At 64.9% G+C, this 22,802-nt stretch carries 22 protein-coding genes; 6 read left to right on the forward strand and 16 right to left on the reverse strand.

Going from position 1 to position 22,802, the window contains the following annotated elements; translation table 11 throughout:
* Nucleotides 1-2: 2 nt before the first annotated feature.
* From CKJ85_RS05725 to CKJ85_RS05735, 3 genes are read right to left on the reverse strand one after another with little or no spacing between them, the layout of a single operon-like run.
* Entirely contained in the window at nt 3-1,214 is a 1,212-nt protein-coding gene (locus CKJ85_RS05725; protein ID WP_095536159.1) for an SPFH domain-containing protein, read from the reverse strand.
* Complete coding sequence (locus tag CKJ85_RS05730; protein WP_095536160.1) at nt 1,215-1,643, reverse strand: NfeD family protein; 429 nt, start codon at nt 1,641-1,643, stop codon at nt 1,215-1,217.
* A gap of 20 nt (nt 1,644-1,663) precedes the next feature.
* A complete protein-coding gene (locus CKJ85_RS05735) occupies nt 1,664-2,509 on the reverse strand; it encodes a DUF3097 domain-containing protein (protein ID WP_095276543.1) in 846 nt (281 codons plus the stop codon).
* Between the two features lie 52 nt (nt 2,510-2,561).
* On the opposite strand from CKJ85_RS05735, the gene CKJ85_RS05740 reads away from it, so the two are divergent.
* Nucleotides 2,562-3,347 (forward strand): hypothetical protein, encoded by a 786-nt coding sequence (locus CKJ85_RS05740; protein WP_095276540.1) that lies wholly within the window; start codon nt 2,562-2,564, stop codon nt 3,345-3,347.
* Nucleotides 3,348-3,350: 3 nt separating this feature from the next.
* Here CKJ85_RS05740 and CKJ85_RS05745 read toward each other — a convergent pair whose 3' ends face one another.
* From CKJ85_RS05745 to CKJ85_RS05755, 3 genes are all read right to left on the reverse strand, one after another.
* Nucleotides 3,351-4,397 (reverse strand): ferrochelatase, encoded by a 1,047-nt coding sequence (locus CKJ85_RS05745; protein WP_095545748.1) that lies wholly within the window; start codon nt 4,395-4,397, stop codon nt 3,351-3,353.
* 51 nt (nt 4,398-4,448) lie between these two features.
* Nucleotides 4,449-6,296 (reverse strand): DIP1281 family NlpC/P60 protein, encoded by a 1,848-nt coding sequence (locus CKJ85_RS05750; protein WP_095553712.1) that lies wholly within the window; start codon nt 6,294-6,296, stop codon nt 4,449-4,451.
* A 559-nt stretch (nt 6,297-6,855) separates the two neighbouring features.
* Entirely contained in the window at nt 6,856-7,329 is a 474-nt protein-coding gene (locus tag CKJ85_RS05755) for a DUF6676 family protein (protein ID WP_143340164.1), read from the reverse strand.
* A gap of 375 nt (nt 7,330-7,704) precedes the next feature.
* Here CKJ85_RS05755 and acnA point away from each other — a divergent pair, with 375 nt between their 5' ends.
* The 3 genes from acnA (at nt 7,705) to CKJ85_RS05770 (ending at nt 11,947) form a co-directional block, all read left to right on the forward strand.
* The gene (gene acnA, locus CKJ85_RS05760) at nt 7,705-10,485 is read left to right on the forward strand and encodes an aconitate hydratase AcnA (RefSeq protein WP_208636479.1); all 2,781 of its coding nucleotides are present in this window, start codon (nt 7,705-7,707) and stop codon (nt 10,483-10,485) included.
* Between the two features lie 115 nt (nt 10,486-10,600).
* Nucleotides 10,601-11,167, forward strand: a complete 567-nt coding sequence (locus CKJ85_RS05765; protein ID WP_095276521.1) for a TetR/AcrR family transcriptional regulator — start codon at nt 10,601-10,603, stop codon at nt 11,165-11,167.
* 24 nt (nt 11,168-11,191) lie between these two features.
* Entirely contained in the window at nt 11,192-11,947 is a 756-nt protein-coding gene (locus CKJ85_RS05770; protein ID WP_095553715.1) for a hypothetical protein, read from the forward strand.
* 30 nt (nt 11,948-11,977) lie between these two features.
* Here CKJ85_RS05770 and CKJ85_RS05775 read toward each other — a convergent pair whose 3' ends face one another.
* Nucleotides 11,978-12,721: an NAD(P)H-binding protein gene (locus CKJ85_RS05775; protein ID WP_095545753.1), complete on the reverse strand. Its 744-nt coding sequence runs from the start codon at nt 12,719-12,721 to the stop codon at nt 11,978-11,980.
* Nucleotides 12,722-12,805: 84 nt separating this feature from the next.
* Here CKJ85_RS05775 and CKJ85_RS05780 point away from each other — a divergent pair, with 84 nt between their 5' ends.
* Nucleotides 12,806-13,075, forward strand: coding sequence for an ACT domain-containing protein (locus CKJ85_RS05780; RefSeq protein ID WP_095545754.1), 270 nt, complete (start codon nt 12,806-12,808; stop codon nt 13,073-13,075).
* Between the two features lie 10 nt (nt 13,076-13,085).
* Nucleotides 13,086-14,456: a PFL family protein gene (locus CKJ85_RS05785; RefSeq protein ID WP_095553716.1), complete on the forward strand. Its 1,371-nt coding sequence runs from the start codon at nt 13,086-13,088 to the stop codon at nt 14,454-14,456.
* On the opposite strand, the gene CKJ85_RS05790 is transcribed toward CKJ85_RS05785, so the two are convergent.
* The 9 genes from CKJ85_RS05790 to CKJ85_RS05830 all read right to left on the reverse strand — a co-directional run bounded on the left by CKJ85_RS05790 (nt 14,453) and on the right by CKJ85_RS05830 (nt 22,798).
* Nucleotides 14,453-14,701: a PLDc N-terminal domain-containing protein gene (locus CKJ85_RS05790; RefSeq protein WP_233126966.1), complete on the reverse strand. Its 249-nt coding sequence runs from the start codon at nt 14,699-14,701 to the stop codon at nt 14,453-14,455. The two genes, CKJ85_RS05785 and CKJ85_RS05790, sit on opposite strands and share 4 nt — an antisense overlap.
* 32 nt (nt 14,702-14,733) lie before the next feature.
* Nucleotides 14,734-16,362, reverse strand: a complete 1,629-nt coding sequence (locus tag CKJ85_RS05795; RefSeq protein ID WP_095276503.1) for an ABC-F family ATP-binding cassette domain-containing protein — start codon at nt 16,360-16,362, stop codon at nt 14,734-14,736.
* Between the two features lie 108 nt (nt 16,363-16,470).
* Nucleotides 16,471-16,911: a metal-sulfur cluster assembly factor gene (locus CKJ85_RS05800; RefSeq protein ID WP_095276499.1), complete on the reverse strand. Its 441-nt coding sequence runs from the start codon at nt 16,909-16,911 to the stop codon at nt 16,471-16,473.
* A 3-nt stretch (nt 16,912-16,914) separates the two neighbouring features.
* Entirely contained in the window at nt 16,915-17,367 is a 453-nt protein-coding gene (gene sufU, locus CKJ85_RS05805) for a Fe-S cluster assembly sulfur transfer protein SufU (RefSeq protein ID WP_095276496.1), read from the reverse strand.
* Nucleotides 17,364-18,623 carry a cysteine desulfurase gene (locus CKJ85_RS05810; protein WP_095548176.1) on the reverse strand — a complete coding sequence of 420 codons (1,260 nt, stop codon included), beginning with the start codon at nt 18,621-18,623 and terminating at the stop codon, nt 17,364-17,366. Before CKJ85_RS05810 ends, sufU begins: the two co-directional genes overlap by 4 nt.
* Nucleotides 18,623-19,378 (reverse strand): Fe-S cluster assembly ATPase SufC, encoded by a 756-nt coding sequence (gene sufC / locus CKJ85_RS05815; RefSeq protein ID WP_095276490.1) that lies wholly within the window; start codon nt 19,376-19,378, stop codon nt 18,623-18,625. The genes CKJ85_RS05810 and sufC overlap by 1 nt, the downstream gene beginning before the upstream one ends.
* 69 nt (nt 19,379-19,447) lie before the next feature.
* On the reverse strand, nt 19,448-20,620 hold the full coding sequence (gene sufD, locus CKJ85_RS05820; RefSeq protein ID WP_095536607.1) for a Fe-S cluster assembly protein SufD: 1,173 nt from the start codon (nt 20,618-20,620) through the stop codon (nt 19,448-19,450).
* A 5-nt stretch (nt 20,621-20,625) separates the two neighbouring features.
* A complete protein-coding gene (gene sufB / locus CKJ85_RS05825) occupies nt 20,626-22,071 on the reverse strand; it encodes a Fe-S cluster assembly protein SufB (protein ID WP_095276483.1) in 1,446 nt (481 codons plus the stop codon).
* A complete protein-coding gene (locus CKJ85_RS05830; protein WP_095553717.1) occupies nt 22,058-22,798 on the reverse strand; it encodes a metalloregulator ArsR/SmtB family transcription factor in 741 nt (246 codons plus the stop codon). Before CKJ85_RS05830 ends, sufB begins: the two co-directional genes overlap by 14 nt.
* Nucleotides 22,799-22,802 lie beyond the last annotated feature (4 nt).

A 22,802-nucleotide genomic window follows, 5' to 3' on the forward strand; every position in this document is an offset into this window, starting at 1 on the left:
CGCTACCCCTGGTACGGGCGATTCGGTTCGTCGGCCGGCAGCGGATCCTGCGGGCCCGCACCGAGTTCACGGCGACTGCTTCCCGGGGCAACCTGCGGGGCGTCTTGCGTCGGATCCGGGTCGTCGACATGCTTGTTGGCTACCGCGCGGGCCTCGGCGAGCGCCTTAGCCAGCTCCGGGTCGGTCGAGGTGTCGAACCAGGAGTCCGTGTTTTCCGCCTCCGCCATCTCCTTGGTTTCCTCGTCCACGTTTGCAGGTTCGTAGCGGAACACGCCGTCCTCGCCCTTGCCCGCGAACGCCTGCGCAAACTGCTGCAGCGAGTCGCCGAACTGGGACGGGATCATCCACATCGTGGCTGCCTCGTTCTCCGCGATCTTGGGCAGCTTTTCCAGGTACTGGTACGCCAGGAGTTCCGGTGTGACGCCGGAGGACTTCACGGCCGCGTTGACCTTCTGGATCGCGCGGGCCTCGCCCTGTGCGGCCAAGTACTTCGCGGCGCGCTCGCCCTCTGCGCGCAGGATCATAGCCTGACGCTCCGCCTCCGCGTTCAGAATGGCGGCGTGCTTCTCGCCCTCGGCGGAGAGGATGCGTGCTTGCTTCTCGCCCTCGGCAGTTTTGATGTCGGATTCGCGCCTGCCCTCTGCGGTGAGGATCATTGCGCGCTTTTCTCGGTCCGCCTTCATCTGCATCTCCATGGACTGCTGGATCGACGGCGGCGGTTCAATGGCCTTAAGCTCAACTCGGCTGATACGAAGGCCCCACTTGCCGGTGGCCGCGTCAAGTTCGCCGCGCAGGCGGCGGTTGATGGTTTCGCGGGAGGTCAACGTCTCTTCAAGCGTCATGCCGCCAACCACGTCGCGCAGTGTGGCGGTAGAAATCTGCTCCACGCCGACAAGGTAGTTGTCCACGCCGTAGATGGCCTTGGCGGGATCGTTGATCTGAAACGTGACCACCGTGTCGATGGCGACGGTGAGGTTGTCCTGCGTGATCACGGCCTGCGGCGGGAAGGACACGACGCGCTCGCGGGTGTCCACGCGTGCGCGGACGGAGTCAATGAACGGGATGAGGAGGGTCAAGCCACCGGAGACCGTGCGGGTGTAGCGGCCAAGCCGCTCGATCACCGCGGCTTCACCCTGTGGAATCAGTTTCACCGATGCGAAGAGGAGCGCCGCCACCAGCGCAATGATGACGACGAGGACAATAGTTGGGCCCATCTAACGTTCCTTCCAGACGACCGCGACAGGGCCGTCAATGTCTGCCACTGTGACAATATCGCCGGCGACGATCGTGTCCGCCGGATCCAGCGACCTCGCGGACCAGATGGAACCGTCCATCCGGACCTGGCCGCCCGTGGGGCCGAAGGCCTCGAGCACCTCCGCGCGCTGCCCTACCAGGGCTCGCGGGGAATCGTCGTACACCTTCGGCTGGTGGTAGCGCTTGTGCAGGTAAGGCCGCAAGAAAAACCAGAACGCCGCCGAGGAGGCGACGAACGTGAGGACTTCCGCCCACAGCGGAACCCCGGCCAGTGCCACGCCGGCGGTAGTGAGTGCGCCGGCCCCGAGCATGAGTAGCGTGAACTCACCCACCGCCAATTCAAGGCCGGCGAGGACAGCTGCTGCGACAAACCAAATGAGTGCTCCCACGTGCTCAAGGTTACAGGAACTTACAGATCCTCTTTGGATAACTCTGGGTTGGTGACAAAGTCGACGAGCCGTTCTACCGCGCCGATCAGGGTGGAGTCGAGATCGCGGAACGTCTCCACCGCCGAGTACACGCGGCGCCACCCATCCTTCGGGTCCGACCAGCCGAGGCGTTTGCACACGCCCGTCTTCCAGTCCTCCCCGTACGGCACGTCTGGCCAGGCGGGGATCCGCAGCTTCTCCGGCTTTACCGCGGCCCAAATGTCGATGTATGGGTGCCCCGTAACGAGCACGTGTTCGCCGACGTTGCGGACCAGGCGCGACTCCTTCGTGCCCTCGATGAGGTGGTCTGCGAGCACACCGATTCGGCGCCCAGGCCCCGGCTGAAACTCGTCGAGGCGCGCCTGGAGGTTGTCCAACCCTTCGAGGTACTCCACGACGACGCCTTCGACGCGGAGGTCGTGGCCCCAGACCTTTTCCACAATCGCGGCGTCGTGAATGCCCTCGACCCAGATCCGGCTCGGCATGGCCACCTTCGCGCGGACATTTTCAACCTTCCGGGAGCCCGAGTTGGAGCGCTTCGGCCCGGAGTCCTGCTTGGGTACGTAGCGGGTCAGCGTGACGCGCTGTCCCTCCACCATGAACGCGCCGGGGAGCATCTTAAACAGTCGCTCGGTGCCGTAGCGGTCTTCGAGGCGGACGAAGTCGCCGTCGTAGGTGCGCTCGAAGCCGATGACCGCCCCGACGAAGTCGTTGCCCACGATCTCGACGATGATCCCGGGCTTTGCCGGCATCTCCGGGTAGGTCGGGCGCTTGCGTCGCGCATGACCCTGAAAAATGTCTGCTCCGTAGCGGTCGTCATAGCTCATAGTGACCAGAGTGTATCTTCCCCAACCCCCGGTTCCTGTTAGGATACCCCGGATGCAAACTCGTGCCGAGGTTTATTCACCGCTCCAGAACACTGCCGTGTGGCTCGCCGCATGGCTGTACAACGTCGAATCCAGCGACGAAACCATGGACGCCTTGCGCGACCTCGGCGGCACCCACGAATACCTCGGCGGCCCGTTGTTGCCGCTGCTTCGCGACGTCCGCGCCGCAGCCGACCTGGACACCCCGGGTCCAGCGGTCCGCCTCATCCTCTGGGGACCGGGCCAGGCCGCCGGACTCATCGCAGGCAGCCCCGCTATGGAAGCTCTCACCCCGGCCGGCGCGATCGTCGTCCGTGGCGCGGACCAATCGCACATCCTCGTCCCCGACTACACGGGCGCGTCCGTGCACTGGCGGTGGTTCGAGGAGTCCCGCCGGCTCCCGGAGCCCGCGTGGCTCAGCCCCGGCGAGGCCGATGCGCTCCTGTCCCAGGCAACCAACCAGGCAGCAGTGCTTATCGACGCCACCCGCTCCGCCAACCCCGCAAACCAAGTACTTCGCGAACTCCCCCACCCGCGCCTGACTGTGGGGACGCTCGCGGACTTCTACGACACACCCGGCTTGCCTGCGGGCGTCACGCCGCGCGCGGCGAAGCTGTTCGCCCGCGCTGACCGGGTGGCGGCGATCATTGAGACGGTGACCGACCGGTTAGACGATCACTCCTTCGACCCCCAGCTCTTCGCGCTGTGGCGCCATATCCGCACCGCCCGCATGGCAGGCGTCGCCGACGCGGTGGTGGATTACCAGCGCGAGTACGCGGCGTCCACCGGCGGCGCTTAGTTGCTAGTGCGCGCGGGCGGGCCGCTTCCGCGGCTCGCAGCACCCTTCGCAGCACGGGGCGCCGTTGCGGGTGCAACCCTGGACGGTGAGCGTCGACAGGCTCGCTGGCTGCTCGCCCCGGGCGACCGCCTCCGCGATGTCGACGACCATGGACGCAAACTCCTGGGTCAGCCCCACGGTCGCGACGCGGTCCAGCGTGACCCCGTGCTCCTCGCAGGCCTGCCGGAGCTCGGTGTCTAAGTCCCACACAACCTCCATGTGGTCCGTAATAAACCCGATGGGGACGCAGATGAGGTGCTGCACGTTGGCGTCGGCAAGCGCCTCCGCCCGGTCCACCACATCCGGCTCGAGCCACGGCGTGGCCGGGTTCCCCGACCTGGATTGCCAGACCACCTCGTAGTCGGGCGCGCCAGCGCGCTCCGCGACGAGCCGCGCGGCCTCCGCAACCTGCCGGGAGTAGAGGTTGGCGTTAACGGGGCCACCCGAGGCAACATCGGCCGCCGTGGGCACGCTGTGGGCGGTAAACAGCACCCGGTAGTCCTTCCCCTGCGCCTGCGCGAGCGCCTCCTTGAGGCCTGCCGCCACCTGGTCGATGAACGCCTCGTTGCCGTAAAACTGCCACAGCTTGGTGAACTCGACCTCGGGTGCCACCTCGCGCATGCGCTGTATGTCCTCGTCGTACTGCCTGCAGGCGGAATAGCCGCCCCACGCGCTCGTGGCGAAGACGAGGACGCGGCGCGCGCCGTCTGCGGCGAGCTGCTTCGCGGTGTCCTCGGCAAACGGGTGCCAATTGCGGTTGCCAAAATAGACGGGCAACTTGATCCCGCGGCGCTCCAGCTCGGCGTTGATGTTGGTGATCAGCGTGCGGTTCTGCTGGTTAATGGGGCTCACACCGCCAAAGTGGAAGTAGTGCTCGCCGACGGTAGCCAGCCGTTCCTTGGGAATGCCCCGGCCGCGCGTGACGTTCTCCAAAAACGGAATAACCTCGTCCTTTCCTTCGGGGCCGCCGAAGGAAAGGACGAGGAGTGCATCGTAGTCAGATAGCTTCATGCCACTGATGGTAGTGCGGTGGCGATCCGCGGCGTCACACCGCTTCGCCGCCTAGAGCAAACGCACCGCGTTCGGGGCCATTCCGGAGTAGCGCACCGGGGAAATCTGCACGTTCTGCCCGGCCTGCGGGGCCTCGATCATGGTGCCGTCGCCAAGATAGATGGCCACGTGCTGGTTGCCGCCCGGACCCCAGAACAGGAGGTCGCCGCGCTGCGCCTCGCTCGCCGGCACCTGGGTGCCGCGCTGGTACTGGTACCCGGTGTAGTGGGGCAGCGAAATGCCCACCGCAGCGAAGGCGTAGAGCACGAGGCCCGAGCAATCGAAGCCCGCCTGGCTGCCGCCGTCCACGCCCGTGGTCGGACCGTTGGCGTCACCGCCGCCCCACACGTACGGGGTGCCGATGGCGGATTGGGCGCGGGCGATCACGGTCTCGATGGAGCCGGAGCTAGAGGCGCTCTGCGAGCCGCTGGCCTTGCTCACGGCGCTCTGAATCGTGTCCGAGACCGTTGCTGCGGAGTCGACCTCCGGGAGCACGGAGTTGAGATCCTCAGTGGTGCCAGTGGATGCGGATTCTTCGTCCGAGGTCTGGTTCACCTGCGCGGCCCCACCGGCACCGAGCGCGTCGCTCAGCCCGCCGGCGAACGCCGCGATGACCTCGCTGTCGCTCGAGGAGCCGTACGGGCTTTCCAGGCTTGTGTGGTTGGCTTGGGTCGCGCCAACCATCGCGGCGGCGGCGATGATGCCTGCCGCCGCGGCGATGGTGTCTTCGGAGATGTTCAGGTCACTGGACATGCCGCTGAAGGACGGCGCTGCCGCGTCGGGTGCGCCGACTGCGCCTGCCTCCGGCTCGGATTGCAGGCTCTCCCCGTTCGCTGCGGCGGCGTTGGTGAGGGCTTGCGCGACCGTCTCCGAGCTGAGCTGTGCGACCGAGGGATCGATGTTCGCCGCGTGCTGCTCGACGCGAAGCACCACGTCCTCGGGGACCTCATCAGCAGTGACCTGCTGCTCGGGGGCGGCAGCGGACGCCTCGATGCTCGGTTGCGCAGCTTGGCTCTGCGCGGACTGCTGCTGCGCCCCCTCCGACTCGGCCGTCTGGGAGGTCGCAGCAGGTGCCGCCGTCTCGCCTGACTCCGCCGCCTCAGTCACGCCGGAGGACCCGCTCGCATCGGTCTGGGGGGCCGATCCCGACGCCTGGCGCTGCTCGGCTAACGACGCCTGAGCGCTGTCCAACTCGGACTGCGCCCGATCACGCTCCCGACGCTGCTCGGCCAGGGCCTCGCTGGTGGAGTCGAGCAGCTCGCGGGCCTCGGCCTCCGCGGCCTCCGCTTCGCTAGCGGTCGACTCGGCGAGCTGGCTCGCTTTGCGCTGGATCGACGCCTCGTTGGCTGCCTCGGTGCGTGCGCGCTCGACCTCGTCGAGCTTCGCCCGGCGTTCGTCGCTGCGCTGACGCAGGTACAGCGAACGGTCGAGCACGTCCTTCTGGGCGTCACCGCTGGTGGCCATGTCGAGCCCGCCGCTCTGGCCGGCGCCGCGGTACTGCGACCGCGTGACCTCGTCGAGCGCTGCTCGCGCCTCCTCGACGGCGTGTTCCGAGGCTTCCAGGCGCTTCTTCGCTTCCTCTGCACCCTGGCGAGCCTGCTCGGCGCGGCCTTGGGCGTCCTTGAGGTCCACGAGCGCCTGATTGACCTTTTCCTGCAGGTCGCCGATGTTCAAATTCAGGTCATCGATGTTGGACTGCGCCTGCGAAATGCTGGTGACCAGCTCCGTCATGGACGCAGGTTGCGCGGTTGCCACTGGGGTGACCAGCGTCGCCGCGAGAGACAGAGTTGTGGAACACGCGATCGTGCCGAGCGCAATGCGCGCGCGACCCGACCGGGTGAACCTCGATGGTTCTACCACGGAATGGGGCTCCTCACGCCGCGCGCCCAGGCATGACAAATCAAGCGAGGAGCAAAGTGCTTCTCGACGATTCACCGCCACAGGTGACTAGCCTGCAGCCTTGACGCGCAGCCCTAATGGGTTGACTACTGATGCAGGCACGCGAGCCTTCAGCCCCACCTTCGTTACCGGCCTGGTTCTTGGCGTGCTTCCCCACATGCCCGAACCGGGGCCTTTACCGAATGACGAGTTCAGTCAAGGAGTAAGGCCTGAAACGATTGGTGTTGCATTCAGCTCACGAGCCGACAGCAAGACCATACGACACGTAATCAACTTGTTGCACAATCTTTACCAAAAACCACAGCAGTCAAGGCTTTTCACATAACCCGATAGCGCCAGGTACAGCAGATATAGCCGATACGAACAAGTAGTGTGAAGTTCGACACAGTTACCGGCAGGGGGACAAGTCGCCATGGCCGTTGCGCTGGGATCGCGATGCGGCTGCGTATCCCTTGATGCAAGACAAAACCGTCAAGGCGAACGACTTAACTTATTGAGGGGGTGGCTAACGAGGGGGTGGCTAACGGCGTGCGCGCCAGGCGGACAACGCCGCGATGCACGCAAGCGCGAGCACCACCGATCCAACGGCAATCCCCCACGCCACGGAGTGCCCCTGCGCCGCCTCCACGAACGCGACGACCCCTTGCGGGTAGTCAGGCTGGGCCACCATTGCGGTTTGCCCGCGCTCGATCGCCGCCCGGCTGAGCGAATCACTCACCGCGATAGCGGCGTTCGGCGTCCGGACCACGACCGTGTCGTAACCGGTGCCATTGAGGAGGTCCTGTGCGACGTCGCGAAGGTCTGCAATCTGCGGTGGGGTCTGCTCAAGCACAACGAGCCCGGCCGCCCCCATGTCGTCGGACGGTGCTTGCGTCAGCGCGTCGCGCATTGCGGCTTCGAGCGGTACGTTGACGGGGTTTTCCGTCCCAAAGGCGATCCCATCCTCCTGGAGCTGGGCTTCCAGACTCGCCATGTCAACGTCTACTGGAATCACGTCGTCCCTTTCCGCTCTCATTCGCCGTCGTTTCGAAGTGTAATCGGCTCGCCGTCGCGCTTGGCGCTCCGGTCGTCCAATGCGCGACCGGAAACCTACCACGCGTTTGGGGGTAGGCAGTGCGGTCAGAGTGAGCACGGTCCGCCCTCACCGTCGCTGCGTTTGCCCAGGTGCTGTGGTTATCCGAGCGTGTTTGCCCCCGCGGATGAGGGGATTTGGGTGCTCGGGGGCGTCGATAAGTGCGCCCTAGCGCAAAACATAACGACCGTACTGTTATTATGGCGACGGAACCGTGAGAGGTCGCATATCATTATTGGTTGACCATCACGTGTCATAGTTCCCAGATTTGCATTACGACGAGAAATGGAGCTCACTGTGGCTGAAAGCAAGAACTCCTTCAACGCTAAGCAGACCCTCGAGGTCGGCGGTAAGTCCTACGACTACTTTGCCCTCGATGCGGTTGACGGCATGAAGAAGCTGCCCTACTCCCTGAAGGTGCTCGGCGAGAACCTGCTGCGCACCGAGGACGGCAAGAACGTCACCGAAGACCACATCAAGGCAATCGCTAACTGGGATCCGTCGGCCGAGCCGTCGATCGAGATCCAGTTCACCCCGGCCCGCGTCCTCATGCAGGACTTCACCGGCGTGCCCTGCGTCGTCGACCTTGCAACCATGCGCGAGGCAGTTAGCGACCTCGGCGGCAGCCCGGACCAGGTCAACCCGCTGAACCCGGCCGAGATGGTCATTGACCACTCCGTCATCATCGAGGCATTCGGCTCCGACGCTGCACTGGATAAGAACGTCGAGATCGAGTACCAGCGCAACGAGGAGCGCTACCAGTTCCTGCGTTGGGGTGCTGAGAACTTCTCCAACTTCCGCGTCGTTCCGCCGGGAACCGGCATCGTCCACCAGGTCAACATTGAGTACCTCTCCCGCGTCGTCTTTGACAACGAGGGCCTTGCCTACCCGGATACCTGCATTGGTACCGACTCCCACACCACCATGGAGAACGGCCTGGGCATCCTGGGCTGGGGCGTCGGCGGCATCGAGGCAGAGGCGGCCATGCTGGGCCAGCCGGTGTCCATGCTCATCCCCCGCGTTGTCGGCTTCAAGCTCACCGGTGAGATCCCGGTCGGCGTGACCGCTACCGACGTCGTGCTGACCATCACCGAGATGCTCCGCGAGCACGGCGTGGTGCAGAAGTTCGTCGAGTTCTACGGCAACGGCGTCAAGCAGATTCCGCTGGCAAACCGCGCCACCATCGGCAACATGAGCCCGGAGTTCGGCTCCACTTGCGCGATCTTCCCGATCGACGAGGAGACCATCAACTACCTCGAGCTGACCGGCCGCGACCAGGAGGACATCGACCGCGTCGAGGCATACGCCAAGGCGCAGGGCATGTGGCTGGAGCAGGACGCCGAGGAGGCCGAGTACTCCGAGTACCTCGAGCTGGACCTCTCCACCGTCGTGCCGTCCATCGCCGGCCCGAAGCGCCCGCAGGACCGCATCCTGCTCTCCGAGGCCAAGAGCACCTTCCGCACCCAGCTGCCGGACTACAACACCGCTGGCAACGACGTCACCGAGCCGGTGCGCGCCGAGAAGTCCGAGACCGTGGACTACAACCAGTCCTGGCCGGGTCACGGCGAGTCCGCCGCTGACGGCGCCGAGGGCCGCGCTTCCAAGCCGGTCATCGTCGAGTCCCCGCAGGGCGGCGAGTACACCCTCGACCACGGCATGGTTGCCATCGCTGCAATCACCTCTTGCACCAACACTTCCAACCCGTCCGTCATGGTCGGCGCCGCACTGCTTGCGCGCAAGGCTGCTGAAAAGGGCCTGCACGCCAAGCCGTGGGTCAAGACCATCATGGCTCCGGGTTCCCAGGTTGTCGACGGCTACTACGAGCGCGGCGACCTATGGAAGGACCTTGAGGCAGTCGGCTTCTACCTCACCGGCTTCGGCTGCGCATCCTGCATCGGTAACTCCGGCCCGCTGCCGACCGAGGTCTCCGACGCCATCAACGAGTACGACCTGACCGCCACCGCGGTCCTGTCCGGTAACCGTAACTTCGAGGGCCGCATCTCCCCCGACGTGAAAATGAACTACCTGGCCTCCCCGCTGCTGGTCATCGCGTACTCCATTGCCGGCACCATGGACTTCGACTTCGACGCCCAGCCGCTCGGCCAGGACGCCGACGGCAACGACGTCTTCCTCAAGGACGTGTGGCCGTCCACCGAGGAGATCGAAAGCACCATCTCCGGCATCATCTCCCGCGAAATGTATGAGGCTGACTACGCCGACGTGTTCAAGGGCGACGAGCAGTGGCAGAACCTGGACATCCCGCAGGGCAAGACCTTCGACTGGAACGAGGACTCCACCTACATCCGCAAGGCTCCGTACTTCGACGGTATGCCGGAGCAGCCGGAGGCAGTCGAGGACATCGCCGGCGCACGCGTGCTGGCCAAGCTCGGCGACTCAGTGACCACCGACCACATCTCCCCTGCTTCCTCCATCAAGCCGGGCACCCCGGCGGCGAACTACCTGGACGAGCACGGTGTGGCACGCCACGACTACAACTCCTTCGGTTCCCGTCGTGGTAACCACGAGGTCATGGTCCGCGGTACCTTCGCCAACATCCGCCTGCGCAACGAGCTGGTGGACGAGCAGGGCGGCTACACCCGCGACTTCACCCAGGAGGGCGCACCGCAGGCGTACATCTACGACGCCGCGATGAACTACGCAGAGAAGAACATCCCGCTCGTGGTCATCGCCGGCAAGGAGTACGGCACCGGTTCCTCCCGCGACTGGGCCGCAAAGGGCACCAACCTGCTCGGTGTGAAGGCCGTCATCGCGGAGTCCTTCGAGCGCATCCACCGCTCGAACCTCATCGGCATGGGCGTGCTGCCGCTGCAGTTCCCCGAGGGCCAGTCGCACGGCTCCCTGGGCCTCGACGGCACCGAGACCTTCGAGGTCACGGGCATCACCGCCTTTAACGACGGCGACACGATCCCAGAGACCGTCCACGTTGCAGCAACGAAGGACGGCGGCGAGAAGGTCGAGTTCGACGCAGTTGTCCGCGTCGACACGCCTGGTGAGGCAGAGTACTTCCGCCACGGCGGCATCCTGCAGTACGTGCTGCGCCAGATGGTCAAGAACTAACTCCTTGACCCTGGAGAGGGGTAACCCGGGCTTCCCGCCCGGGTGCCCCTCTTCGTTTTCTCACCACCGAATTATTCAATACACACCCCCTATTACAGGAAGGATTGCACCGCGCATGCCCATCGTCAGCGAAGGCGAACTCGCACGTCGGCGCCAAGAAATCATTGATGCCGCTCGGCTCTGCTTCGCCCACTACGGCTTCGAAGGCGCTACCGTGGCCAAGCTCGAACAGGCTACGGGCAAGACGCGCGGGGCAATCTTCCACCACTTTGCGGATAAGGAAGCGCTGTTTCTCGCCATCGCGAGCGAGGACGCGGAGCGGCAGGCGGCGGTGGTGAGCAACCAGGGCCTGGTCGAGGTGATGCGCGACATGCTCCACCACCGCGAAAAGAACGACTGGTTTGTCACCCGCGCGGAGATCGTCCGCAAGCTCCGCACCGACCCGGAGTTTGAGCAACGGTGGCGCGCTCACCAAGAGGTTCTGGACCAAGCTGTCCATGATCGCATCGTGTCCAACCGAGCCATGCGAGAGGACGTGTCCATCGACGTCGTCCAGACTTACCTGGAGACAGTGTTCGAAGGATTCGTGGTCAAGCTTGCTGCGGGCGAGCCAGTCGAGCGCCTGGAGGCCATGCTCTCGCTCGTCGAGCAGTCGGTCCGTAAGCCGGTTAGTGAAAAATAGACCAAGCGGTATAGAATTACCGCTATGTCCAAGCTGCTTTTCCTCTCCCTCCGACAAGGCGAGCTCGCACCCGAGATCGCGCGTGCCGAATACCACGACGTCCTCAACGCCGCCGGCCTAAGCGAGGTTGACGTCGAGCTCAAGATCCTGGACCGCGTTGACGAGGAAGTTGGCTCGCTGGAGACCATTAGCGGGATCATCATCGGCGGCAGCTCGCTCAACGTCAGCAACGCCGAGTACTCACTGTGGCAGCGCCACATTAACGACGTGCTCGCGGGCGTCGTCGAATCGGGCCTGCCCGTATTTTTCGTCTGCTTCGGCATCTCGTGGCTGGTTGACCACCTCGGTGGCACCGTCGGCCACACACACCCGGAGAACTCAGGCCCGACGAGCGTTGCGCTGACGGCCGCCGGCCGCGACGACAGGCTGCTGCGCGGCGCCACGGAGCGGTTCACCGCACTGACCGGGCACACCGAGAACCCGGACGAAGACAGCCTCCCGGAGACGCTTACCGTCCTCGCCACCGGACCTACCTGCCCCGTCCAGATGGTCCGCTACGGCGACCACGTGTGGGCCACCCAGTTCCACGCTGAAATGGACGCCGCCGCGATGCACACCCGGATGGACTTCTTCTACAACTACGGGTACTTCCCCGCCGAGGACTACGCTCGTATCGTCGCCGATTTGCCCAACCACGACGTCGCCTGGGCCAACGCGATCCTGCGGGACTTTGCACAGTACTGCTTCGACCGCAGCCCGGCCCACGCGCCGAAGGCGTAGCAGGAACCCTGGAGAGAGTTCCGTGGCAGATTAGCGCCCGATCTCGCGCACCGGGGTCTGCCCGTTCTGGAACTCGAACGGGTTCGCAATGCCCGCGACGCTGTCGCGACCAGCCAGCTCGACGATCACTTCAGCGACGAGCTCGCGCGAGGTCTGCGGGTGGCCCTGGGCGTCGTCCCCCTCGAGATCGATGGTGGCGTAGCCGGGCACGGGGCCGTCGACAAGCATGCCCGGGCCAAGAATGACCTGCTCGAGGTCGCTGTCCATGATGCGCACATCGACCGTCTTTTTGGACTCGACGTAGGCGTACCACGCGCCGTCATCATCCGTGGTGGCGAAGCGCGCGCCCGCGTAGGACACCATGAGAAGTCGGGGCGTGTGCTCGGTGAGCTGCTCAAGCGCTTCCACGACGCGCAGCGCCGCGTCTCGGTCCACAGCGTAGGTCGCCTCGGCGGAGCTTCCGCCCGCGCCAGCGGACCACACCACCACATCAAACTTGGACAGCAGCGCCGCCCACTGCTCTACCGTGAGGTCCGTGATGTCGCGCACCATTGCCTGCGCGCCCGCCTGCTCGATGCGGGCGACGTGATCGGGATTGCGCACAAGGCCGGTGACCTCGTGGCCCTGCTGGACCAGCAGCGGCACCGAGTGGCGGCTCACGTGACCGCCCGCGCCGATGACGAGCACACGCGCGGTGCGCTCAGGCGTTTCCGACGCCGTGGTGGCAAAAGGTTGGGGTGCAGAAGCATTGGGCGTGTTCGCTGAATCAGTCATGCGGCCCACCGTAACCAACTCGGCGCGGACTCGCTGTGGCGCAACTCTCACCCGTGTCCGTACGTGCCACTATGATGGTCCCTCATGCACGCAATTATTACGACTACCGGCCCGGACCGTGTTGGCATCATCGCCGCAGTCGCGGGCGCCGCAGCAGAGCGCAACCTGAACATTCTCGACGTCTCGCAGACGCTCATGGACAACTACTTCACCATGGTCATGCGCGTCGCGCTGCCGGACGACACCCCAGATATGGGCGAGCTCCAGGACCACCTGGCCCAAGTGGGCGACGCACTCGGGGTGGTCGTGCGCATTCAGTCCGAGGACCTGTTCACCGCGATGAACGAAGTCTAGGGGCGGCGCGATGGCTACAGACTTCGACTTCAAATCCGGCCACATCCTCGACGTCATCAAAATGATCGAGGACTACCGCCTAGACATCCGCACCGTAACCATGGGCATTTCGCTCATCGGCTGCACCCGCTCCACCATGGACGCCACCTGCCAGGCGGTGTACGACCGCGTCACCGCACGCGCCGCCCGCCTCGTCGAGGTATGCGAGGGCATCGAGCGCGAGCTGGGCATCCCGATCGTGAACAAGCGCATCTCCGTCTCCCCCGTCTCGCTCGTCGCCGCCGGCGTGGATGGAAAGCCGGTCGACATCGCACGAGCCCTGGACAAGGCGGCGTCGGAGCTCGGCGTGAACTTCGTCGGTGGTTACTCCGCGCTCGTGGAAAAGGGTGCGACGTCCTCGGACCGCCGGCTCATCGACTCGATCCCCGAGGCGCTGAGCGTGACCCAGGCGGTCTGTGGCTCCGTGAACGTGGGTACCTCGCGCGCCGGCATCAACATGGACGCCGTGGCGCGAATGGGCGAGGTAGTCAAGGAGGCCGCCGAGCTGACCAAGGACGAGTCCTCCATCGCCTGCGCGAAGCTCGTCGTGTTTGCCAACGCCGTGGGAGACAACCCGTTCATGGCTGGCGCATTCCACGGCATTGAGGAGCCGGACACCGTCGTCTCTGTCGGCGTATCCGGCCCGGGCGTGGTGGACAATGCGATCACCCCGCTCAAGGGTGCGTCGCTCAACGAGATCGCCGAGGAGATCAAGAAGGCCGCGTTTAAGATCACGCGCGCCGGCCAGCTCGTGGGCAACATGGCCGCCGAACGACTCGGCGTGCCGTTTGGCATCGTCGACCTCTCGCTCGCCCCGACAGCGGAGGTCGGCGACTCCGTGGCGCACATCCTCGAACACATCGGGCTCGAGCAGGTGGGCACCCACGGCACTACGGCGGCGCTCGCCCTGCTCAACGACGCGGTGAAAAAGGGCGGCATGATGGCCTGCTCCCGCGTCGGTGGCCTGTCCGGCTCCTTCATCCCGGTTTCCGAGGACCAGGGCATGATTGACGCCGTGCACTCCGGCGCAATTTCCATGGACAAGCTCGAGGCGATGACCTCGATCTGCTCCGTCGGCTTCGACATGATCGCCATCCCCGGCGACACCCCGGCCGAAACCATCGCGGGCATGATTGCCGACGAAGCCGCGATCGGCATCATGAACCATAAGACCACCGCCGCACGCCTCATCCCAGTCCCGGGCACCAAGCCGGGCGACGAGGTGAACTTCGGCGGACTGCTCGGCTACGCGCCAGTCATTCCGGTGAACACGAAGGGCAGCGCCGAGATGATCCGGCGCGGCGGCTTCATCCCGGCGCCGGTGCACGGTTTTAGGAACTAGTGGCGCTTCCTCCCGACGAGGAAGTAGGCCGCCCAGCCAAGCGTGTTCACCGCGCCAATGATGGGCGCCCACAGCCACTTCGGGCCGCGCACCCTGCCGTCTTTCGCACGCGCCAGGTCGCGCAGCGCAAGCGCCTTGCCGAGCGCGTCAATGGCGGCCAGAACGCCGACGATGGTCTTCTGGTCGCTCGACATGGCGTTCCACGCGTCGCGGAACATGGTGATGAGGTCGTTGTTCTTCGTCATACCAGCGAGTCTAGCCGGGCGAACTCAACCCGCTACGCCAGCTCCACGATCTCCATGTACTCGTCGCTCCACAGGTCCTCGTCGCCCTCGGGCATGATGATCACGCGCTCCGGCTCGAGCGCGCGCACTGCCCCCGGGTCGTGGGTGACCAGGACGACGGCCCCGGTGTAGGTCTTGAGCGCGTCAAGCACCTGCTCGCGAGATTGCGGATCCAGGTTGTTCGTGGGCTCGTCGAGAAGCAGCACATTGGCGCGGGAGGAAACGAGCGTGGCGAGCGCGAGGCGCGTCTTCTCACCGCCGGAGAGAGTGCCAGCCGGCTGTTCGAGCTTGTCGCCCGAGAACATAAAGGCGCCGAGCAGGCCGCGCAGATCCTGCTGGCCGGCGTCGGGGCAGGCCTCGATGGTGTTCTCCCAGACGCTCTTGTCGCCGTCGATCGTGTCGTGCTCCTGCGCGAAGTACCCGATCTTCAGCCCATGCCCGGACACGAGGCCGCCCTCGCCGTCAGTGCGCTCCACACCGGCCAGCAGCTTCAGCAGCGTCGTCTTACCCGCGCCGTTGGTGCCCAGCACGACCACGCGCGAACCCTTGTCAATCGCCAGGTCAACCCCGGCAAAGACCTCGAGCGAGCCGTACATCTTGGTCAGCCCCTTGCCGTACAGCGGAGTCTTGCCGCACGGCGCTGGCTCGGGGAAGCTAATCGACGCAAACTTGTCCGCCACCCGGACCTCATCGAGTTGCTCCATCATGCGATCGGCGCGCGCGAGCATCTGCTTCGCCGCAGCTGCCTTCGTGGCCTTCGCACCGAGCTTTGCCGCCTGCTTCTGCAGCGCAGACGCCTTCTTCTCCGCATTGGCGCGCTCGCGGCGGCGGCGCGCTTCGTCGAGCGCGCGTGCGTCCTTGTACTTGGCAAAGCCCATGTTGTACACGTCCGCCTCGGCGCGGACGGCGTCGAGGAACCAGACCTTGTTGCACACGGCGTCGAGCAGTTCGACGTCGTGCGAGATCATGATGAGCCCGCCCTCGTGCTTGGACAGGAAGTTGCGCAGCCAGCTAATCGAGTCGGCGTCGAGGTGGTTCGTGGGCTCGTCGAGAAGCAGCGTGGTCTGCGACTTGCCCGACCCCTGGCGCGAGGAGAAGAGAATCTGCGCAAGCTCCACGCGGCGGCGCTGTCCGCCGGACAGGGTCTTCAGCTGCTGGTCCAGGACTCGGCTGGGCAGACCGAGGTTGTCGCAAATCTGCGCCGCCTCCGCGTTCGCCTCGTAGCCGCCGAGCGCCTGGTACCGCTCCTCCAGGCGGGAGAACTTGGCAATCGCCTTGTCGCGCTCCGCCCCGTCGGTGGTCTCCATGATCTCCTGCTGCTTGGCCATCGAGCGCTGGATCTGGTCGAGGCCGCGAGCGGAAAGCACTCGCGCGCGTGCGGTCTGCTCGATGTCACCCTCTTTGGAGTCCTGCGGCAGGTAGCCGATCTCGCCCGAACGCGTCACCGAACCGCCATACGGTTCCGTTTCCCCCGAGAGGATGCGCATGGTCGTCGTCTTGCCCGCGCCGTTTCGCCCCACCAGCCCGATACGGTCGCCCGGCTGCACGCGCAGGTGCTGACCGGGCGCAGACAGGAGCGTGCGTGCGCCGACGCGGACTTCGAGATCATTGGTGACAATCACGGGATCACTGTAGCAAGCACCCCCAAATCGACACCGCAGGGTCAGCCGGGTCAGCAATGCAAAAGGTCCCCCTCACGGCGCGAACCGTGAGGGGGACACCGAGGGGTGCTACACCGCGAACCCGAGAGCGCGGAGCTGCTCGCGGCCCTCTTCAGTAATCATCTGCGGGCCCCACGGCGGCATCCATACCCAGTTGAGCACGATGTCGTCCGCCTCGGTGTTGCCCACCACGGCCTGCTGCGCCTGCTCTTCGAGCACATCTGTCAGCGGGCATGCCGGCGAGGTGAGCGTCATGTTGATGCACGCGATCGTCTTGCCGTCGCGCTCCTCAATCCACAGGTCGTAGACCAGGCCGAGGTCGACGACGTTGATCCCCAGCTCCGGGTCGATCACGTCGCGGAGGAACGCCTCCACCTCTCCGGCCAGCTTGAGCTGTGCATCGGTCTGGGGCGGACGCTCGCCCGCGCCGCCGAAGTTCGACGCGGAGCCGCCTTTGGCAGCGTCAGCGTCGGCCGCAGTGGTCTGTTCGTTGACGTTGTCTTCAGCCATGTCCTAGCTCTCCTTTTTCTCCAGGGCCTCGTGCGTTGCCGCCTCGAAGGCTTTCCACCCGAGCAGTGCGCACTTCACGCGCGCCGGGAATTTCGCCACGCCACCGAACGCAACGCCGTCGCCAATCAACGCCGGATCGCCCTCGATGGTGCCGCGCGAGGTGATCATTTCCTCGAACGACCCCAGCTTCTCCATCGCCTGCTCGACGGGGAGTCCCTTCAGCTCCTCCGCCATCACGCTTGTCGACGCCTGCGAGATCGAGCAACCGGCCGCATCGTAGGAAACATCCTCCACCGTTTTCCCATCCTCGGACAGGTGAACGCGCAGCGTCAGCTCGTCGCCGCAGGACGGGTTCACGTGGTGCACCTCCGCCTCGTACGGCTCGCGCAGCCCGGCGTACTGGGGGTTCTTGTAGTGGTCCAGGATCACTTCCTGGTACATCGATTCAAGGTTCATCGTGCGAAAAACTCCTTCGCCTTGCCAATCGCTGCCACCAGCGTATCCACTTCTTCCTTCGTGTTGTACAGGTAGAAGCTTGCGCGCGAGGTGGATTGCAGGTTCAGGCCGCGGTGGGCAGGCCACGCGCAGTGGTGCCCGGTGCGGATTGCCACGCCTTCGGAGTCCAGCACCTGACCGAGGTCGTGCGGGTGCACACCGTCGACGGTAAACGAGATCGCACCGCCACGCTGCTCGGCGGTGAGCGGCCCCGCGATCTGCAGCCCCTCGATGCCCTGCATCTGCTCGAGCGCGTACGCGGTGAGCTCTTGCTCGTGGGCGTGGATGGCGTCCATGCCGACCTCGTTGAGGAACTCGACTGCGGCACCTAGCCCCACGACCTGGCTGGTCATCTGGGTGCCCGCCTCAAATCGCTGCGGTGCCGGCGCGAAGGTGGTCTTTTCCATCTTCACAATCTCAATCATCGAGCCGCCCGTGAGGAACGGCGGCAGCTGATTGAGAATGTCGCCCTTGCCGTACACGGCGCCGACGCCCGATGGCCCGCACATTTTGTGGCCGGAGAAGGCAGCGAAGTCGACGTCGAGCGCGTGCAGGTCGACCGGCATGTGCGGCACCGATTGACACGCGTCGAGCACCGTCAAGGCGCCGACGGCCTTCGCGCGGCGCACCAGCTCGTCAACGTCAGCGACAGCACCGGTGACGTTCGACTGGTGCGTAAACGCCACGACCTTGACGGTCTCGTCCAGCTCGAGCGAGTCCAGATCGATCCGCCCGTCCGGCGTCATCGTGTACCACTTCAGGGTCGCACCAGTGCGCTCGGCGAGTTCCTGCCACGGCACGAGGTTGGCGTGGTGCTCAAGCTCGGTGATGACGATGGTGTCGCCTTCACGTACCGCGAGATCGCCCGCGCGCTCGTCGCCAAGCACATAGGCGACGAGGTTGAGTCCCTCAGTTGCGTTCTTTGTAAACGCGATCTCGTGCCCGTCCGCGCCGACGAACGCCGCGATGGCGTCGCGTGCCGTCTCGTAGGCATCCGTGGCTTCTTCAGCAAGCTGGTAGGAGCCGCGGTGCACCGGCGCGAAGGTGTTGAGGACGAAGTCTCGCTCGACGTTCCACACGCGTTCCGGTCGCTGCGACGTCGCACCGGAGTCGAGGTAGACGAGCTTCTTGCCGTCCCTCACGGTGCGCGACAGGATCGGAAACTCCGCGCGGATCGCCTCCACGTTGAGTGTTCCGTTGTCGTTGACGTATCCCATTAGATGAACTTCTCGTAGCCTTCTGCCTCGAGCTGGTCTGCCAGCGATGCGTCGCCGGTCTGCACGATCTTGCCGTCAGCAAACACGTGCACGAACTGCGGCTGGACGTAGTTGAGGATGCGCTTGTAGTGGGTGATCATGAGGACGCCGCCGTTGGTTTCCTCCTGGTACTTGTTGATGCCCTCGGAGACGATGCGCAGCGCGTCAACGTCAAGACCGGAGTCGGTCTCGTCCATGACAGCGAACTTCGGCTTCATCAGCGCGAGCTGCATGACCTCGTGGCGCTTCTTCTCGCCGCCGGAGAAGCCCTCGTTGACCGAGCGCTCGGAGAAGGAGGCGTCCATCTGCAGGGACTCGCGGGCGGCGTTGAGCTCAGCAACCCACTCGCGCAGCTTCGGGGACTCGCCACGCACCGCGGTGACGGCGGAGCGCATGAAGTTGGACGAAGACACGCCCGGGACCTCAACCGGGTACTGCATTGCCAGGAAGAGGCCGGCGCGAGCGCGCTCGTCGATCTCCATCTCCAGGATGTTCTCGCCGTCGAGCAGCACCTCGCCCTCGGTGACCTCGTACTTCGGGTGGCCCGCAAGGGTGTAGGCCAGGGTGGACTTGCCGGAGCCGTTCGGGCCCATGATTGCGTGAGTCTCGCCCGCCTTGATGGTCAGGTTCACGCCCTTGAGGATCGGCTTCGGCTCCTGACCTTCCTCCGTGGGCAAGACGTTGGCGTGCAGGTTCTTAATTTCAAGCGTAGACATTCGGTGTTTTCAGCTTTCTTTATTCGGTGACGCGGGTGTTACAGGTGTTCAGCGACGTGGCTGGGGCGCTTAGGAGTTGCTCCGCTCGAGCTCGCCGGCAACGCGGGCGATGAGCTCGTCCCGGACGGACTCGACAGGGATCTGGTTGAGGACCTCGTTGAAGAATCCGCGGATGATCAGGCGGGTCGCCTCGTCCTCCGGGATGCCGCGGGAGCGCAGGTAGAACAGCTGCTCGTCGTCGAAGCGTCCCACGGTCGCTGCGTGGCCGGCGCCGGCGATCTCGCCGGTCTCGATCTCCAGGTTGGGAATCGCGTCGGCTCGTGCGCCGTCGGTGAGCACCAGGTTGCGGTTCGTCTCGTAGGTGTCGGTGCCCTTCGCGTCGGAGCGAATCAGGACGTCGCCAACCCAGCAGGTACGGGCCTCCGGCAGCGAAGACTGCTTGTCGCCCTGCAGTGCGCCCTTGTACAGGACGTTGGAGCGGCAGTTCGGGACGGAGTGGTCAACGAGCATGCGGTTCTCGATGTACTGGCCCGCGTCCGCGAAGTAGACGCCGGTCAGCTCCGCGTCGCCGCCCGGCGCTGCGAACTTCACGCGCGGGGTGATGCGGACAACCTCGCCGCCGAACGTTGCGACGTGGTGGCGCAGCGTGGCATCGCGCTCGACCAGCACGGACTGCTGTCCGATGTGGACAGCGTCGGAGTTCCACTCCGCATCCACAATCGCGTGGACGCGGGAGCCCTCGCCGATGTGCCAGTTCACGTTGTCGGCGTGGGTACCGGTGCCCTCGTAGCGCAGGATGACGTTCGCCTTGGAGTGCGTGCCCGATTCAACCAGGATGTTGCCGAACGTGGTGACATCCTCACCTGCACCGCTAACGGTGATGGTCACGTCTTCGTCCAACTCTGTATCTGCCGGGATGGACACGATGTAGCCGGACTTCGCAGAGGACCAGGCCTGCGCTGCGACGCGATCGACGGCGCCGCCAACGACCTTGAGGCGATCGTCGTCAATTGCGACCTCTTCGACGCTGACCGCTTCGGGGGCGTCGATCTTTATTTGCGCCTTTGCAGCGTCGGCGAACTTGCCGTTGTGCAGACCACGAAGGCGACGCAGGGAGATGAAGCGCCAGACCTCGTCGCGACCGCCCGGGACCGGGAAGTCGTCGACGGTGAAGGATTGGAAGAGGTCACCCTTGTTGTTGTGCGGGGTGGCGTTTTGTACGGGATCAACAGAGACGGTCATTGGGGTTAGCCCACCGATCCTTCCATTTGCAGCTCGATGAGACGGTTCAGTTCAAGGGCGTACTCCATCGGGAGCTCCTTGGCGATCGGCTCGACAAAGCCGCGCACGATCATGGCCATTGCTTCTTCCTCCGGAATGCCGCGGCTCATGAGGTAGAACAGCTGCTCCTCAGAGACCTTGGAAACCTTCGCCTCGTGGCCGAGGGTGACTCGGTCATTACGAATGTCGTTGTAGGGGTACGTGTCGGAACGGGAGATGTCGTCCACCAGCAGGGCGTCACACTCCACGTTGGAGGTGGAGTGGTGCGCGTTCGCGTTCACCTGAATCAGGCCGCGGTACGCGGAACGTCCGCCGCCGCGAGCCACGGACTTGGACACCACGGACGAGGAGGTGTGCGGTGCCATGTGGGTCATCTTCGCGCCGGTGTCCTGGAACTGGCCCTCACCCGCAAACGCGACGGAAAGGACCTCGCCACGCGCGTGCTCGCCAGTCATCCACACGGCCGGGTACTTCATGGTCACCTTCGAGCCGATGTTGCCGTCGACCCATTCCATGGTGGCGCCCTCTTCGGCCTTCGCGCGCTTGGTCACCAGGTTGTACACGTTGCCGGACCAGTTCTGGATCGTGGTGTAGCGGCAGCGGCCGCCCTTCTTCACGATGATCTCCACGACCGCGGAGTGCAGGGAGTCCGACTTGTAGATCGGGGCGGTGCAGCCCTCGACGTAGTGGACGTACGCGTCCTCATCCACGATGATCAGGGTGCGCTCGAACTGGCCCATGTTTTCCGTGTTGATGCGGAAGTAGGCCTGCAGCGGGATGTCCACGTGGACCCCCGGCGGAACGTAGATAAAGGAGCCACCAGACCAGACAGCGGAGTTCAGCGCGGAGAACTTGTTATCGCCGGCCGGAATCACCGTGCCGAAGTGCTCCTTGAACAGCTCCTCGTGCTCGCGCAGCGCGGTATCGGTGTCGACGAAGATAACACCCTTCTCCTCTAGGTCCTCGCGGATCTGGTGGTAGACCACCTCGGACTCGTACTGAGCCGCGACGCCGGCGACGAGGCGCTGCTTCTCCGCCTCAGGAATACCGAGCTTGTCGTAGGTGTGCTTAATGTCCTCCGGAAGATCGTCCCAAGAGGCCGCCTGCTCCTCCGTGGAGCGCACGTAATACTTAATGTTGTCGAAGTCGATGTCGGAGAGGTCTGCGCCCCAGGTCGGCATCGGCTTCTTGTCAAAGATGTCGAGCGCCTTGAGACGCTGGTTAAGCATCCACTCCGGCTCGTTCTTGATCCCGGAGATGTCCTTGACAACGTCCTTGTTCAGACCGCGCCGTGCGGAGGCGCCGGCCACATCGGAGTCGTGCCAGCCGTAGCTGTAGGCGCCGATGGAGTCGATGATCTCATCATCATTCATCGGCTTGTCCAGGCCGGGTGCGGGGTTAGCTTTCGTCATAGTCTCCGCTCCTTTCGTTTATGGTTCCCGCCGCCGTAGCGGTAGCGGCGAGTGGAATGTTGGTTGTGCAGATGCCGTTGCCGTCTGCGATCAGCGCGAGCGGCTGCACGTGTTTGCCGACCAGAGCCGAGATCGCCTCGTGCTCTGCCTCGCAGATCTCCGGGTGCGCGGACGCAACCTCGGAGACTGGGCAGTGGTGCTGGCACAACTGGATTCCGTTGCCAACGGCGCTCACCGTTGCCGCGTACCCATGTTGATCAAGCACCTCGGCGACAGCTTCAACGGTAGCCTGCGTGCGCGCCGCCTCGCTGTCTCCTTCCGGCGATGTGTCGGTCCCGTGGGCCCCGTCGACACCCTGGAGGATCTTGTCAATCCGGGCGCGGGCAAAATCGCGCACGGCCGCCTCACCCCCGAGTGTCTTAATCATTTCGACGGCCTCGACTGCGAGGTCGTCATATTGCGTGCCAAATGAGCGCCGCCCGCTGTCAGTGAGCCGGAAGTGCTTGGCGGGTCTCCCCCGCGTCGCTTCTTCTCCGGCGATGGCGCGCGGACCGCACGTCTCCGCCAGCTCCGACTCAATGAGTTTGTCAAGGTGGCGGCGCACACCGGCGGCAGAAAGGCCTAATTGCGCGGCTATGTCGGTGGCGGTCACCGGGCCAAGCGTGAGAAGCGCGCGCATGACTTCGGTGCGGGTATCGCTCCCCGCAGCGTGGTGCTGCTCGGCCATTGCT

Origin of the sequence: Corynebacterium sp. NML 150383 (assembly GCF_002285085.1) — a bacterium.
Lineage (GTDB): Bacteria > Actinomycetota > Actinomycetes > Mycobacteriales > Mycobacteriaceae > Corynebacterium > Corynebacterium gottingense.

Bases quoted from the DNA above. Each gene is read 5' to 3' on its own strand.
- CKJ85_RS05790 (WP_233126966.1), bottom strand. From the start codon at position 14,701: ATGACGAAGAACAACGACCTCATCACCATGTTCCGCGACGCGTGGAAC.
- sufB (WP_095276483.1), bottom strand. From the start codon at position 22,071: ATGACGAAAGCTAACCCCGCACCCGGCCTGGACAAGCCGATGAATGAT.
- sufC (WP_095276490.1), bottom strand. From the start codon at position 19,378: ATGTCTACGCTTGAAATTAAGAACCTGCACGCCAACGTCTTGCCCACG.
- CKJ85_RS05780 (WP_095545754.1), top strand. From the start codon at position 12,806: ATGCACGCAATTATTACGACTACCGGCCCGGACCGTGTTGGCATCATC.
- sufU (WP_095276496.1), bottom strand. From the start codon at position 17,367: ATGAACCTTGAATCGATGTACCAGGAAGTGATCCTGGACCACTACAAG.
- CKJ85_RS05735 (WP_095276543.1), bottom strand. From the start codon at position 2,509: ATGAGCTATGACGACCGCTACGGAGCAGACATTTTTCAGGGTCATGCG.
- CKJ85_RS05765 (WP_095276521.1), top strand. From the start codon at position 10,601: ATGCCCATCGTCAGCGAAGGCGAACTCGCACGTCGGCGCCAAGAAATC.
- CKJ85_RS05830 (WP_095553717.1), bottom strand. From the start codon at position 22,798: ATGGCCGAGCAGCACCACGCTGCGGGGAGCGATACCCGCACCGAAGTC.
- CKJ85_RS05800 (WP_095276499.1), bottom strand. From the start codon at position 16,911: ATGGCTGAAGACAACGTCAACGAACAGACCACTGCGGCCGACGCTGAC.
- CKJ85_RS05775 (WP_095545753.1), bottom strand. From the start codon at position 12,721: ATGACTGATTCAGCGAACACGCCCAATGCTTCTGCACCCCAACCTTTT.
- CKJ85_RS05740 (WP_095276540.1), top strand. From the start codon at position 2,562: ATGCAAACTCGTGCCGAGGTTTATTCACCGCTCCAGAACACTGCCGTG.
- CKJ85_RS05745 (WP_095545748.1), bottom strand. From the start codon at position 4,397: ATGAAGCTATCTGACTACGATGCACTCCTCGTCCTTTCCTTCGGCGGC.
- CKJ85_RS05810 (WP_095548176.1), bottom strand. From the start codon at position 18,623: ATGGGATACGTCAACGACAACGGAACACTCAACGTGGAGGCGATCCGC.
- CKJ85_RS05785 (WP_095553716.1), top strand. From the start codon at position 13,086: ATGGCTACAGACTTCGACTTCAAATCCGGCCACATCCTCGACGTCATC.
- CKJ85_RS05725 (WP_095536159.1), bottom strand. From the start codon at position 1,214: ATGGGCCCAACTATTGTCCTCGTCGTCATCATTGCGCTGGTGGCGGCG.
- sufD (WP_095536607.1), bottom strand. From the start codon at position 20,620: ATGACCGTCTCTGTTGATCCCGTACAAAACGCCACCCCGCACAACAAC.
- CKJ85_RS05770 (WP_095553715.1), top strand. From the start codon at position 11,192: ATGTCCAAGCTGCTTTTCCTCTCCCTCCGACAAGGCGAGCTCGCACCC.